The organism is Nonomuraea soli (assembly GCF_013761175.1).
GTDB lineage: Bacteria > Actinomycetota > Actinomycetes > Streptosporangiales > Streptosporangiaceae > Nonomuraea > Nonomuraea soli.
The window spans coordinates 622,134-636,327 of record NZ_JACDUR010000005.1 but is presented as its reverse complement, the minus strand read 5'-3'; the positions used below and the strand labels follow the sequence as shown (position 1 = coordinate 636,327).

Here is a 14,194-nt window from a genome sequence, read left to right as displayed (position 1 = left end):
TCAGGCCTTCTCGTAGGGGAGGATCTCGGCGAGGGCGGACGCGCCGCCGATGCCGTAATCGGAGCGCAGCCTCAGGTAGCGGGCCGAGACGCCCTCGAGGCTGACGTCGTTGGGCGCCGTCAGGCGGCCCCACTCGACCGCCTTGACGTCCCTGAACGTGACGCCGTCGTCGCTGACCTGCACCATGCCCTTGAGGATGGTGCCGTTCATGTTGGTGCGCAGCTTGGGCTGGAACCGCACTGCGGACAGCTCCCTGACCCTGCCGAGGTCGACGGTGATGGTGTGCGGCTGGGGGGCGACCACGGGATAGTCGGAGTGGAAGTCGGTGGTCAGGTCGCCGTCGATCGCCCGCTTGGGATCGCCGATGCCGGGCTTGAAGGTGCTGGCCGTGGCCTTGAGCTCGGCGGGCGGGATGCGGCGGCCCGCGGGCGCCGGCGGCCAGATGTGGCGTCCCTTGCCCGGCTCCTCGAAGACGATCTCACGGTTGGGTCCCGTGCCCTTGCCGCGGATCAGGATGTCGGTGACCACCGAGCCGTGGTCGGAGTACCAGGGGTACTGCGGGTCGAGCGGCGTCTGCTGGTGGCGGGGCAGGCGCCGGATGTCGGCGCGCGAGCCCAGGACGCGCACGTCCTCGCCTCGGGCGAAGACGTAGTCGATGCGGCCGGGGATGGCGCCCATGCCGTGGAAGGGGCTCCACGTACGGCCCGGGTACAGTCCCGCGTCGGCGTTGGCGTAGCGGAAGGTGTCCATGAAGCCGTGGTCGGTGTACTGCTTGGTGTACGGCCAGGGCAGCACCAGCCCGCCGTGGCCGGGCGAGTTGGCGAACTGCTCGCTCCAGTCCAGGTGTGACTGGGCGTTGAGGTCGCCGCCCATGAGCACGGGGGCGCCGTCGTTCTCGGTGAACTGCGGGATGGCCTTCTCCAGGATGGCCTTGCCCATGGCCATGCGGCGCAGGTAATCGCCCTCCAGGATCTGCGCGTCGGTCTTGGAGCGGGGCAGGCCGTGGGTGTTCTCCACGGCCGCGTTGTGCGTGTCGCCGTAGGCCCAGCCGTCGTGCCAGGTCCACAGGCTGAAGGCGTGGACGTGCTGGCCGTTGGGCAGGCCGAGACGGGCGCCGCCGATGTTGAAGGAGTCGATGTCGGCGTCGGCGTAGCGCGGGTAGACCTTCTGGACCTCGAGCTTGGTGTACAGCCACAGGTTGTCGCCGTTGTGGCTGTTGTCCTCGGGATGGGTGAGCCGGACACCGGTGTACCGGTCGCCCTCGGCCCGCCCCGCGTTGAGGCCGTCGAGGATCTTCTCGCCCGAGCCGTAGCCCTCGACCACGAAGAAGACGTCGGGGTTGACCTCGTTGATGTAGTCGATCATGTGGGCGAGGTTCTCGCCGGTGGTCTCCTTGCGGTCGAACGTGCCGCCCACGAAGAGATTGAAGGCCATCAGCCTCAGCTGCGTGCCCACGTGCTTCTCCGGCAGGGAGGTGAGGGAGACGTCGACCGTCACCTGCCCGTCGGGGAGCGTGAAGGGACGGCTGCGGACCTGGCCGTCACGGGTGTACATGGTGTCGCGAGCCCAGACCTGCTCGCCGGTCCTGACCGTGGTGACGAACTCCTCGACGCGGTGGTTGCGCGCCTTGCCGGTGGCGACCACCGTGCAGGTGCTGCCGGGACCGCCGGTGCCGTCGCACTCGAGCCGGTAGGCCGGCTTGTTCGCCGGGTCGGCGGTGGCGGCGGTGGTGCTGGTCGCGGTGAGGACTCCGGTCAGGGCCACGGCGGCGGCCAGGGGTGGGATCAAGCGGCGCATGGGCGTTCCTTGGGGGTCGGGGGATGACAGCTCACTATCGATACACTCCAGAGGAAGTTTCTCCCTGTGAGGCCTCTTCTACCGAGATCATCGCGGTCTCCGGGTGGCGCTGCAAGGGCTCAGCGGTGAATTTTTATGGACTGTGCAATAAAGGGCGTCCACGGTGGGGTCCGGGCGCCCGGTCCGCCGCCGACATTTACGGGAGAGTATTCTGCGCCGGTTTCGGTGATGTCAGAAAGCCGGTTATGGATCTTATTTCTCGCCAATGACGCGAGCCGAACAAAGTCACGGATCGCGCGTGCGATAGATGACTCCCCGGCATTTATCAAGAGGGTTTTCATGTGCTTCTGTGCTGTTGACAGAGCCAAAGGCCCAATTTAGCTTTGCCGAGGACGTGATCTCTGGGAGCCCGGTGATTTCGGCTCCTCCGTCAATCACACTTTCACCCATCGTTAATGGGGGACGCTCAGTGAGAGTCAATTCATGGAATGGCTGGGATCCGCTCACACACGTCATCGTCGGCCGCGCCGACGGCACCATGGTGCAGGCGCCCGAGCCGACCGTGGTCAGAGACTGGCCGGACGACGGCTTCCCGGCCGGCGCCTACGGGCCGCTTCCCGACGACATGGTCCAGGCCGCCAACGCCCAGCTCGACGCCTTCGCCGATCTGCTGCGCAGCCGGGGCATCCGGGTCGACAGGCCCGACGTCATCGACTTCGGGCGCCCGGTGTCGACGCCCGACTGGGAACAGGGCTCCATGTTCGGCTGCATGCCGCCCAGAGACGTGCTCGTCACCGTCGGCAGCGAGATCCTCGAAGCCACGATGAGCTACCGCAGCAGGTGGTTCGAGTACCTCTGCTACCGGCCGCTGCTCGACTCCTACTTCCGCGACGACCCGGACATGCGCTGGGAGGCGGCACCCAAGCCGCGGCTCACCGACGACGCCTACAAGCCGGGGTTCTGGCCCGAGTACGAAGCGCTCGGCTTCGACGAGCAGATCGCCAGGGTGCGCGAGAACGACCTGGCCCTCACCGAGATCGAGCCCCTCTTCGACGCGGCCGACATCGCCAGGTGCGGCAAGGACCTGTTCGTCCAGCTGTCGATGGTGACCAACCGCAGCGGCGTCGACTGGCTGAGGAGACACTTCCCCGAGCACCGGGTGCACCCCGTGACGTTCGGCAACACCCACCCGGTGCACATCGACGCCACGTGGGTGCCGTTACGTCCCGGGCTCGTCCTGCACTGCGGCGAGCGCGAGGCGGAGGAGGACCTCGTCCAGTACTTCAAGATCAACGACTGGGAGATCGTGTCGGCGGCGCGGCCCGCGAAGACCTGGGACGAGCTGCCCAAACTCTGCTTCTGCAGCCCCTGGCTGTCGATGAACGTCCTGAGCCTGTCACCCGACACGGTCTGCGTCGAAGCGGGCGAGACGGCCCAGATGGAGCTGCTCGACAGCCTCGGCTTCGAGGTCGTCCCCGTGCCGTTCTGGGACGTGGCGCCGTTCGGCGGAGGGCTGCACTGCTCGACCGTCGACATCCACCGGGAAGGCGAACTGCAGGATTACTTCCCCAAGCGTTACGGCAGGTTCTGACGTGCTGCGGGAGCAGGGCCCGCGCGGGGTCGCGGCCACCGCCCGCCCGCTCGCCTGCGCCGCCGACTACGCCGCCGCGGCCCGTGCCGCCCTGCCTCCCGACGTCTGGGACTACGTCGACGGCGGCGCGGGCGACGAGCTGACCCTGGCCGCCAACCTCGCCGCCTTCCGCCGCCGGGCCGTACGCCCCCGCGTGCTCGTGGACGTCGCCCACCGCGACACCCGCACCCGCGTGCTCGGCACCGACCTGGCCGCTCCGCTCGCCGTCGCCCCGATGGCCTACCACCGCCTCGTCCACCCCGACGGCGAGAGCGGTACGGCACGCGCGGCGGCAGCCGAAGGCCTGCTCACCGTGGCGAGCACGTTCGCCAGCCAGACCGTCGAGGAGATCGCGGCGGCCGCGCCCGGCAGGGTGTGGTTCCAGCTCTACTGCTTCCGCGACCGGGGCCTGACCGCCGACCTCGTCGGACGGGCCCAGGCGGCCGGATGCACGGCCCTGGTCCTGACCGGTGACGCCCCGCTCATGGGGCGGCGCGAGCGCGACATCCGTCGCGGCTTCGTCCTGCCCGGCGACATCGAACCGGCGAACCTGCGCGGGCTTCCGGGCAGCGGTCTTGCGGGTGGTGGTCTTGCGGGTGGTGGTCTTGCGGCCGGTGGGCTTCCGGGCGGGCGCGACCTGGCGGCGGCCACCCGTGAACTGCTCGACCCGGCCCTGACCTGGGACGCGGTCGGGTGGCTGGCCGAGTCGAGCCCGCTGCCCCTGGTCATCAAGGGCGTGATGACCGCCGAGGACGCCGTGCTCGCCCGCGAGGCGGGCGCCGCCGCGGTGATCGTGTCCAACCACGGCGGCCGCCAGCTCGACGGCGCGCCCGCCACGCTCGACGCCCTCGCCGAGGTGTGCGACGGCGCCGCCGGCGACATCGAGGTCTACCTCGACGGAGGCGTGCGCCGCGGCCTCGACGTGCTGAAGGCGGTGGCGCTCGGCGCCCGGCTGGTCCTCACCGGCCGGCCGGTGTTGTGGGGGCTGGCCGTGGCGGGCGAGCACGGGGCACGCGAGGTGCTGCGGCTGCTGAAGGAGGAGCTCGATCTGGCCATGGCCCTGTCGGGCCGGCCGAGCCTCGCACGGCTCGGCCTGGACACGCTCGCGCCCGCGGAAGGGGACACGTGACCATCACCCGTCTCATCGATCTGGGCAAGGGCGAGCCGCAGAACTCGGTGCTGCCTCTGGAGTACTTCCGCAAGGCCGCGGAGCATCGCCTGGCGCTGCAGGACCGCACGGCCTTCGGATACGCGCCGGAACAGGGCTGGGAATCGCTGCGCGTCGAGATGGCACGGTTCCTGACCGCCCGCTCCGGTCTCGACGTCGATCCGGGCGAGCTGCTGGTGACCTCCGGCGCCTCGCACGGGCTCGACCTGATCCTCAGCCACTTCACCAGGCCGGGCGACACGATCGTGGTCGAGGACCCGACGTACTTCTTCGCCCTCGACATCATCCGCGACCGGGGCGTGCGCGTGCTGCCCGTGCCGATGGACGACGACGGGCTCGACGTCGACGCCCTGGAGTCGTTGCTGGCCACCGAGCACCCGCGGCTGCTGTACTCCGTCCCGGTCTTCAACAACCCGATGGGCACGACGCTGTCGCCGGAGCGCCGGCGGCGGCTGGTCGAGCTCGCGGAACGGCACGACTTCCTGATCGTCGCCGACGAGGTCTACCAGCTGCTCGGCGACGTCACGCCCCCGCTGCGCGCGGCCGGGGGCGACAGGGTGCTCTCGCTCGGATCCTTCTCGAAGATCTTCGCCCCGGGTGTACGGCTCGGCTGGGTGCACGCGGATCCCCGCCTGCTGACCCGCCTGCTCCAGGACGGCGAGCTGCACAGCGCGGGCGGCGCCTCCCCGGTCACCGGAGCGATCATGGAGAGCGCACTCGCTCTGGGTCTGCAGGATCGCTTCCTCGACGAGCTGAGCGACCACTACCACGCGCTTCGCAGGCACATGATCCGGGCGCTGTCCGACACCCTTCCCCCCGGCCTGCGCTTCACCCCGCCAGACGGCGGCTACTACATCTGGCTGCCGCTGCCCGAGCACCTCGACTGCGCCGCACTGCTTCCCGAGGCCGAGAAGGCGGGCCTGGCCTACCGGCCGGGCAGCCTCTTCTCCATGAACGGTGGCTCGGCCCACTGCATGCGGCTGTGTTTCGTGCACTACGACGAGCCGACCCTGACCGAGGGATGCCGACGGCTCGCAGCGTTCCTTCGACCCCGTGTGTGAGCGGCAGACCGCCCCGCACCGCCGTTGGGAGAATCCGTGACCCCAGATGCACGATCGACGCTGTTCCATCACGAGTGGACCCACCGCAGGAGATCCGAGCCGGCGGAGGTCACCCTGGGCAGTCCTCTGCTGGCTCTGCACATGAGTTCGGACGTGGACGATCTGCGTGCCGAGCAGATCCTGCTCGCCCGGGAGGTCCTGCGCGCCCGCGAGGAGGGCGACAAGACCCTCGACCTCCAGCGCCGGGTCGTCGAGGGCTTCCTCGACGGCCGGGAGGCCCACTTCGGCCCGGAGGAGTGCACTCCGCTCCCCGACGCGGAGATCCTGGCCCGCGAAGGCCGCGACGTGTTCGTCGTGGTCAAGTTCATGGACGAGGCGCCGCACATCGCCGACACCTTCCGCTCGCTGCTCAACCAGCAGGGCGTGGACCTGGGAAGGATGGTGATCGTCGCCGTCGACAACAACTCCACCGACGGCTCCGACCAGATCGTCAAGGGCATCATCGACCTCAACAAGGGCCCGGCCCGCGTCGTCTACCTGAACCAGACCCGTCCCGGCGCCGGACACGCCGCCAGGCTGGGCGTCGACACCTCCATCGCGACCGTGCTGCGCATGTGCGAGAGCGACGGCGACTGGAGCCGGCTGCAGGACGCCGTGATCGCGCTGTCGGACGGCGACACGGTCTACCACCCCCACGTTCTGCGCGAAGTGCTGCGCGTCTTCCACGACGACCAGGACGTGGACGCCGTCATGCCCTTCCTCGCCTACAAGGCCACGGCCGCGCTGCGCCTGTTCGACGGCTACCGGGCCGCCACGCCCGACGAGCTGGCCTGCCTGGCCGACAGGAGCACGATCGCGGAGATCGACGTCGACCTGTCCGGCCTGCTGGCCTTCGACCGGCTGCCGCGGTGGCGGCGCAGGGCCGAGGGCGACGAGATGGAGCTGACCACGGCCGCCGGCGCGGTGGTGCGGGTGCCGATGCCCGCTACCGACAAGCACGGCCGCCGCTTCGGGACGGTGCGCGACCCGGCGGGCAGGCTCGCCTACGTGCTCGAAGACCGCACGATCGTGCTGGCGGAGGCTCCTGTCTCCGGATGGGACGCCGCGCTGGTCTTCCTCGAGAACGGCGGCGTGCGCCGCGACGAGAAATGGCGCTGGCACGCCGTCGTGGGCCACGACATCTTCCTGACCTGGCTGTTCGACGGCATGGGCGTGCCGGAGGCGATGGTCTACCCCGACACCAGCGACGCTCTCAAGGCCATCAGGACCTGGGCGTTCGCCATCGGGGGCCAGCACCAGCTACGCCGGCCGGGCCTGCGCATCGTGACAGGCAGCGACTACCAGACCGGCCGTGTCCTGCAGGCCACGGGCTGCACCGTACGGCTCGGCCCGGCGAGTGCCTACGCGGAGACGGAGATCGACCGGCTGATCAAGATGGCCAGGAACCTGATGAAGGGCCAGCCGGTGTTCTACGGCCAGACCCGCGACTCGGCCATCGAGCGGGCCAGCGGCCTGTACGTGCACATGACGCGCATCCAGACCGACATCGAGGCCGAGGTGCGCGGCTACGACGACGCCGCCTTCGAACGGACGATCTTTCCTGAGCGCCTGCTGTTCCCCCTGCGCTGGATCTTCCAGAACGCCCTGCGTTTCTACGCCCACGAGGACCCGAGGGCGCGGCGAATCGTCCGCGAAGGGCTGCTGGAGGTGTTCTTCCCCGGCCGGGCGGCTCAGGTGGAGGCCAGGTGGTTCTCGGAGGCCATGGTGGTGCGCATCCGCCGTGCCGGTCACGACGAGCGGCTCGACCTCGCGGAACGGCTGGCGGAGGAGCTGATCGCGGAACACCACGAGGAGATCATGGGCTGCTACCGCCGTACGCTCGCCGACTTCCTCACCCGCCAGGCGGTTCCCGCCGACCGGTACGACTGGCTCCTGGAGGGGTTGGAACGTACCAGGAACGCCCTGCGGGAGCGGCTGCCGGCCGTCGACCCCGCGGTCGTCTGGGGCGAGGGCGAGTTCGTGATCGACGTCGAGCGCGGCCAGGCCGTGCACGTGAGGGGGCAGGCGGAATGAAGGTGAACCTGTGGCTGGGCCGTCCGCCGCACGCGCACGGGGACGGCGCCGAGGACATCCCCTTCCTCGACGTGCATCTGCCGGCGCCCGAGCGTGCCGGCGGCGCGGCCATGTTGTTGCTGCCGGGCGGTGCCTACACCTTCCTGTCCGACAAATCCGGCATCCAGTACGCGGAGTGGCTCGCCGAGGCCGGCATCGCCGGCATCGTCGTGCACTTCCGGCTCGGCTCGGCGGGCTACCGTCACCCTGCCGTCCTCGCCGACGCCTGGCGCGCCCTGGACCTGACCCTCCACCACGCCGGCGCCTGGGGGATCGACCCCACCCGCATCGGCGTGATCGGCACCTCGGCCGGCGGGCACCTGGCCGCGATGATGCTCGCGGGCGTCACCGGCCCCGGCGACGAGCGGCGCGAGACCCGGCCGGGCCTCGGCGTGCTCTGCTATCCGGTCATCTCCCTGAGCGATCCGCTCGCCCACCACGAGACCAGGGGCAACTTCCTCGGAGAGCAGGCCGACGACAAGGAGGCGCAGGCCAGGTTCTCGGGCGAGCTGCTGGTGGACGACTCGACGCCGCCGTGCTTCCTGTGGCACACCCTCGACGACCCCGAGGTGTCGGCGGGCAACACGCTCGCCTACGCGCGGGTGCTCCACGAGCGCGGCCTTCCCTACGAGCTCCACCTCTACCAGGAGGGACCGCACGCGCTCGGCCTGGCCCGCGGCACCGGCCTGCACTGGACCGACGACTGCCTGCGGTGGTTGCGCGGGCACGGCTACTGAGCCCGCCCCAGCGGCGGCGGCACCGGGACGAAGGTGCCGCCGCCATCGGCTATAACCGAGAGGAGACAGCGCGGCGTTGGGAGAGGCTTTGCCAGAGGGGCACACGATCCACCGGCTGGCGGCCGAGTTCCGTGCCCGGTTCGTCGGCAGGGGCGTGCGGGTCAGCAGCCCGCAGGGCAAGTTCAGCGACGGCGCCGCCCTGCTCGACCGCTCGGTGATGACCGACGCCGACGCCTACGGCAAGCACCTGTTCCTGCACTTCGGACCCCGCTACATCCACGTGCACCTCGGCCTGTTCGGCAGGCTCGACTTCACGCGGGCGCCCAACGACGACACCGTCCGCCTGCGCATCACGCACCGCACCCGGATCGCCGACCTGCGCGGGGCGACGGCGTGCGAGCTGCTCGACGACCGCGCCGCGCTCCTGGCCAGGCTCGGGCCCGACCCGCTGCGCGACGACGCCGATCCCGCGCTCGCCTTCCGCCGCGTACGGCGCAGCAAGCTGCCCATCGCGGTGCTGCTCCTGGACCAGAAGGTGATCGCGGGCGTGGGCAACGTCTACCGCGCCGAGGTGCTGTTCCGTCACGGCATCGACCCCGGCAAGCCAGGGGAGCGGGTCTCGCCCGCCGAGTGGGACTCGATCTGGCGCGACCTGGTCGAGCTGATGGCCGAGGGAGTGCGGCTCAACCGCATCGACACCGTGCGGCCCGAGCACACGCCCGAGGCGATGGGGCGCCCGCCGCGGGTCGACGACCACGGCGGCGAGGTGTACGTCTACCGCCGGGCCGGGATGCCGTGTCACGTGTGCGGCACCGAGATCCGCACCGCCGTGCTGGCGACGCGCAACCTGTTCTGGTGCCCGCGCTGCCAGAGCGGCTGAGCGCCGGATACCGCTGGACGGAAAACCGTTCGCTCCCGCCGTACCCCCGAGGTCACGATGGCGAGGTTGGTTTCGCCGATCCAAGGGGGTGGGATGGAGAACCGAAGATCCGCCGTACTTCTGACGCTCCGCTACTACAGTCACGAACTGCGCAGGCAGTGGCGCGTGGGAGCGGCCGCGCTGGTCTCGCCCGCGCTGGGCAACATCTGTCTTTTCTACCTGCCGCCGCTGGCCGTGGCCGCGCTCGTGGGGCATGTCGCCGGAGACGGTGACAGCACCGTCGGCACGCTTCTGCCGTACGTTCTGGCCTTCGGCGGGCTGATGCTCGCCGGAGAGGCGTTGTGGCGGGTCGGGCTGCACTTCCTCAACCGCCTCGACTCCCGTGGCATCGAGCGGCTCGGCGCGCAGGGCATGGACGAACTGCTCACCAAGGACGCCGCGTTCTTCCACGACAACTTCGCCGGGTCGCTGACCAAGCGGGTGCTGAACTTCTCCTCGGGATTCGAGGAGTTCGGCGACCTGCTCGCCTTCCAGATCATCGCCAAGGTGGTGCCGCTGGCCTTCGCCTCGGTGGTGTTGTGGCAGTACGACCCGATCCTCGTCTTCGTGCTGCTCGGGCTGATCGCCTTCACCGCCTTCATCGCCGCTCCGCTGATCCGACGCCGGCAGGCGCTGGTCGACGCGCGGGAGGCGGCCAAGGTGCGGGTGTCGGGGCACGTGGCCGACGTGCTGTCGAACATGGACACCGTGCGGGCCTTCGCGGCCGAGCGGCGCGAGCTGGCCGAGCACCGGGTGCGCCTGGCCGAGCAGCAGAAGCTGACGCTGCGCTCGTGGGACTACAGCAACCTGCGGGTCGACATGGCCGTCGCCCCGCTGTCCGTGCTGACCAGCACGATCGGCCTGCTGCTCGCGGTGATGCTGCGCGGCGGGCTGGGCATCGAGGCGATCGTGGTCACGTTCACGTACTACACGAACGCGACCGGCATCATGTTCGAGTTCAACCAGATCTACCGCCGGCTGGAGAGCGTGCTCACCGAGGGCGCCCAGTTCACCGAGCTGCTGCTGGTGCCGCCCGTCGTGGTGGACCCGCCCAGCCCGGTGCCGCTGCGCCCGGCCGGCAGCGGGGTGCGCTTCGAGAACGTGACCTTCGCGCACCGGGGCAACCGGCCCCTGTTCGAGGGGCTGGACCTCGACATCCCCGGCGGGACCAGGATCGGGCTGGTGGGCCGGTCCGGCGGCGGCAAGAGCACGCTGACCCGGCTGCTGCTGCGGCTGATGGACGTGGACGGCGGCCGGATCCTCGTCGGCGGCCAGGACATCGCCCGGCTGCGCCAGGCCGATCTGCGCAGCCTGATCGCCTACGTGCCGCAGGATCCGGCGATGTTCCACCGCACGCTGCGCGAGAACATCGCCTTCGCCAGGCCCGGCGCGACCGACGCCGAGGTACGGCAGGCGGCGGAGGCGGCGCACGTCACCGAGTTCGCCCAGGCGTTGCCCGACGGCTTCGACACCCTGGTCGGCGAGCGTGGCGTCAAGCTCTCCGGCGGCCAGCGCCAGCGGGTCGCCCTGGCCCGCGCCATCCTGCGTGACGCCCCGATCCTGCTGCTCGACGAGGCGACGAGCGCGCTCGACTCCGAGAGCGAGATCCTCGTGCAGGAGGCCCTGTGGCGGCTGATGCGCGACAGGACCGCGCTCGTGGTGGCCCACCGGCTGAGCACGGTGGTCAGCATGGACCGGCTGGTCGTGCTCGACCAGGGGCGCATCGTCGAGCAGGGCACGCATGCCGAGCTTCTGGAGGCGGACGGCTCGTACGCACGGTTGTGGCACCACCAGTCCGGTGGGTTCCTGGTCGAAGAGGACGAACGCGAGCAAAATCCCGTTAGTCGGTAAAAGTCCGTAAGATTCACGGTCATGATCAACGTGAGTCGCAGGAGCCTGCTGATGGCCGGCGCGGCGGCGGTCCCCGCCGTCGCGCTCGGTGCCCGTCCCGCCGCAGCCGCCGCTCTACCGGCGACCGGGACCCTTCCCTCGCAGCTCGCCCCCTTCGACCAGGCCGTCCAGGCCTACATGAGCGAGCGCGGCATCACCTGCGGGCAGCTCGCCGTCGCCAGGAACGGCAAGCTCCTGCTCGCCAGGGGTTACGGCATGTACTCCTTCACCCGTCCCTACCGGTGGTACGCCCGCGTCCAGCCCACCTCCCTGTTCCGCGTCGCCAGCCTGTCCAAGAGCATCACCGCCGCGGCGATCCTGCGCCTGGCGCAGGACGGCAAGCTCAGCCTCACCGCCCCCGTGACGACCCTGCTGGGCCTGTCGTCAGCCGCCGACCCGCGCCTGGAGAAGGTGACGTTGTGGCGGCTCATGCAGCACACCGGCGGCTGGGACCGCGCCGTCACCCGCGATCCGGTGTGGAACGACCACACCATCGCCGCCTCGCTCGGCACCGGGCTGCCGGTCGGCCACGCCGACATCATCAAGTACGTCACCGCCCGGCCGCTCGACTTCGACCCCGGCACCAAGGTCGCCTACAGCAACTACGGCTACCTCCTGCTCGGCCGGATCATCGAGAAGGTCACGGGGCAGAGCTACGAGTCGTACGTGCAGTCGAAGCTGCTGGAGCCGCTCGGCATCACCCGCATGCGCCTGGGCGCCACCCTGCGGGAGGAGATGCCCAGGACCGAGGTCGTCTACAAGTCGGCGCTGACCGCCAAGACCGTGCTCAGTGGCTCGGGGGCCAGCGTGCCCTACCCGTACGGCGGGTTCAACATGCCCAACCACGACGCCAACGGCGGCTGGATCGCCTCGGCCGTCGACATGGTGCGCTGGGCGGGCGCCTTCGACTCCACCAGTCCGGTGCTCAACGCGACCTCGCGCACGCGGGCGTTCGCCAAGCCGGAGACAGGGGTCAACTCCTACGGCTCCTGGTTCGGCTGCGGCTGGTCGGTCCGCCCGGCGGGTTCGGGGATCAACACCTGGCACGACGGTTCCATGCCCGGCACCTTCACGCTGCTGGTGCGCCAGTCGGCGGGCGTCACGTGGTGCGCGTTGTTCAACCGGCGCGAGGAGGAGGGCTCACCCGACTTCGACGTCCTCGACCCCGTGCTCTGGGAGGCCTACCGCAAGGTGACGAGCTGGCCCACCACGGACCTGTATCCCACGTACTTCTGAGCCATGGACAAACAGGGGAATGGTTAGGAAACTTTCTTGTAAATAAACAAGGAAGGGTCCACCCCCCATGAAACGACCATTCCGTCCGCTGGCCCTGGCCATCTCGGTGTTACTGGCCCTGACCGCCGTGGTCCTGGCCCAGAACTCCGCCCAGGCGGCGAACCTCCTGTCCAACCCCGGCTTCGAGACCGGAAGCCTCTCGCCCTGGTCCTGCGGCCTCGGCTCGGTCGTCACCACCCCGGTGCGCTCGGGCACCGGGGCGCTGGCCGGGGCGGCCAGCGGCTCCGACAACGCCCGGTGCGCCCAGACCGTCAGCGTGCGCCCCAGCACCACCTACACGGTGTCGGCCTGGGTGCGCGGCAACTACGTCTACCTGGGCGTCACCGGCGCCACCTCCCGCTGGACCAGCTCGGCCACCTACAGCCAGCTCAGCTTCACCTTCACCACCGGAGCGAGCCAGAACACCGCCGAGGTCTACCTGCACGGCTGGTACGGCCAGGGCACCTACCACGCCGACGACGTCAGCCTCGACGGCCCCGGCGGCCCCAGCCCGAGCCCCACGGTCACCTCCAGCCCGACCGCCAGCCCCACCGTGACGGCCAGCCCGACCGCCAGCCCCACGATCAGCCCCACCGTGAGCCCCACGCCGACCATCACCCCGACCGGCCCCGACACCTGCGCCGTCAAGGGCAGGCCGGCGGGCAAGGTCCTGCAGGGCTACTGGGAGAACTGGGACGGCGCCATCAACGGCGTGCACCCGCCGTTCGGCTGGACCCCGATCACCGACGCCCGCATCAAGCAGCACGGCTACAACGTGATCAACGCCGCCTTCCCCGTCATCCGCTCCGACGGCACCGTGCTGTGGGAAGACGGCATGGACGCCACCGTCAAGGTCTCCACCCCGGCCGAGATGTGCGCGGCCAAGGCCGCCGGCGCGACCATCCTCATGTCGATCGGCGGCGCCACCGCGGGCATCGACCTCAGCTCCAGCACCGTCGCCGACCGCTTCATCGCCACCGTCGTGCCGATCCTCAAGCGTTACAACTTCGACGGCATCGACATCGACATCGAGACCGGCCTGACCGGCAGCGGCAACATCAACACGCTGTCGGCGTCGCAGTCGAACCTGATCCGCATCATCGACGGCGTGCTGGCGCAGATGCCGTCGAACTTCGGCCTGACCATGGCGCCCGAAACCGCCTACGTCACCGGCGGCAGCGTCGTCTACGGCTCGATCTGGGGCGCCTACCTGCCGATCATCAAGAAGTACGCCGACAACGGGCGGTTGTGGTGGCTGAACATGCAGTACTACAACGGCTCGATGTACGGCTGCAGCGGTGACTCCTACTCCGCGGGCACCGTCCAGGGCTTCGTGGCGCAGACCACCTGCCTCAACACCGGGCTCGTCATCCAGGGCACCACGATCCGCGTGCCGTACGACAAGCAGGTTCCCGGTCTTCCCGCCCAGCCGGGAGCGGGCGGGGGCCACATGTCGCCGTCGCTGGTGAGTCAGGCGTGGAACTCCTTCGGGGGGCAGCTCAAGGGCCTGATGACGTGGTCGATCAACTGGGACGGTTCCAAGAACTGGACCTTCGGCGACAACGTGAAGGCGCTGCAAGGGAGATAGCTCCCAGCCAGCCCCGG

Annotated in this window: 10 protein-coding genes; 9 read left to right on the top strand and 1 reads right to left on the bottom strand. The window is 70.0% G+C overall.

The window, feature by feature from the left end:
- Entirely contained in the window at positions 1 to 1,797 is a 1,797-nt protein-coding gene (locus HNR30_RS26160; protein ID WP_181612647.1) for an endonuclease/exonuclease/phosphatase family protein, read from the bottom strand.
- A gap of 469 nt (positions 1,798 to 2,266) precedes the next feature.
- Here HNR30_RS26160 and HNR30_RS26155 point away from each other — a divergent pair, with 469 nt between their 5' ends.
- The 9 genes from HNR30_RS26155 to HNR30_RS26115 all read left to right on the top strand — a co-directional run bounded on the left by HNR30_RS26155 (position 2,267) and on the right by HNR30_RS26115 (position 14,177).
- Entirely contained in the window at positions 2,267 to 3,388 is a 1,122-nt protein-coding gene (locus HNR30_RS26155; protein ID WP_246379180.1) for a serine/threonine protein kinase, read from the top strand.
- A gap of 1 nt (position 3,389) precedes the next feature.
- Complete coding sequence (locus HNR30_RS26150; RefSeq protein ID WP_220133993.1) at positions 3,390 to 4,556, top strand: alpha-hydroxy acid oxidase; 1,167 nt, start codon at positions 3,390 to 3,392, stop codon at positions 4,554 to 4,556.
- A complete protein-coding gene (locus tag HNR30_RS26145) occupies positions 4,553 to 5,656 on the top strand; it encodes an aminotransferase-like domain-containing protein (RefSeq protein WP_181612646.1) in 1,104 nt (367 codons plus the stop codon). The genes HNR30_RS26150 and HNR30_RS26145 overlap by 4 nt, the downstream gene beginning before the upstream one ends.
- A gap of 141 nt (positions 5,657 to 5,797) precedes the next feature.
- Entirely contained in the window at positions 5,798 to 7,729 is a 1,932-nt protein-coding gene (locus HNR30_RS26140; RefSeq protein ID WP_181612645.1) for a glycosyltransferase family A protein, read from the top strand.
- Positions 7,726 to 8,505 carry an alpha/beta hydrolase gene (locus tag HNR30_RS26135; RefSeq protein ID WP_181612644.1) on the top strand — a complete coding sequence of 260 codons (780 nt, stop codon included), beginning with the start codon at positions 7,726 to 7,728 and terminating at the stop codon, positions 8,503 to 8,505. The genes HNR30_RS26140 and HNR30_RS26135 overlap by 4 nt, the downstream gene beginning before the upstream one ends.
- 88 nt (positions 8,506 to 8,593) lie before the next feature.
- On the top strand, positions 8,594 to 9,385 hold the full coding sequence (locus HNR30_RS26130) for an Fpg/Nei family DNA glycosylase (RefSeq protein WP_181612643.1): 792 nt from the start codon (positions 8,594 to 8,596) through the stop codon (positions 9,383 to 9,385).
- Between the two features lie 93 nt (positions 9,386 to 9,478).
- Positions 9,479 to 11,275: an ABC transporter ATP-binding protein gene (locus tag HNR30_RS26125; RefSeq protein WP_220133992.1), complete on the top strand. Its 1,797-nt coding sequence runs from the start codon at positions 9,479 to 9,481 to the stop codon at positions 11,273 to 11,275.
- A gap of 21 nt (positions 11,276 to 11,296) precedes the next feature.
- Complete coding sequence (locus tag HNR30_RS26120; RefSeq protein ID WP_181612641.1) at positions 11,297 to 12,550, top strand: serine hydrolase domain-containing protein; 1,254 nt, start codon at positions 11,297 to 11,299, stop codon at positions 12,548 to 12,550.
- A 67-nt stretch (positions 12,551 to 12,617) separates the two neighbouring features.
- A complete protein-coding gene (locus HNR30_RS26115; RefSeq protein ID WP_181612640.1) occupies positions 12,618 to 14,177 on the top strand; it encodes a glycosyl hydrolase family 18 protein in 1,560 nt (519 codons plus the stop codon).
- The last annotated feature ends 17 nt before the right edge of the window (positions 14,178 to 14,194 follow it).

What these genes read in the sequence shown, in the direction of transcription:
- HNR30_RS26160 (WP_181612647.1), bottom strand. Translation starts at nt 1,797, where the DNA reads ATGCGCCGCTTGATCCCACCCCTGGCCGCCGCCGTGGCCCTGACCGGA.
- HNR30_RS26140 (WP_181612645.1), top strand. Translation starts at nt 5,798, where the DNA reads ATGAGTTCGGACGTGGACGATCTGCGTGCCGAGCAGATCCTGCTCGCC.
- HNR30_RS26135 (WP_181612644.1), top strand. Translation starts at nt 7,726, where the DNA reads ATGAAGGTGAACCTGTGGCTGGGCCGTCCGCCGCACGCGCACGGGGAC.
- HNR30_RS26125 (WP_220133992.1), top strand. Translation starts at nt 9,479, where the DNA reads ATGGAGAACCGAAGATCCGCCGTACTTCTGACGCTCCGCTACTACAGT.
- HNR30_RS26120 (WP_181612641.1), top strand. Translation starts at nt 11,297, where the DNA reads ATGATCAACGTGAGTCGCAGGAGCCTGCTGATGGCCGGCGCGGCGGCG.
- HNR30_RS26115 (WP_181612640.1), top strand. Translation starts at nt 12,618, where the DNA reads ATGAAACGACCATTCCGTCCGCTGGCCCTGGCCATCTCGGTGTTACTG.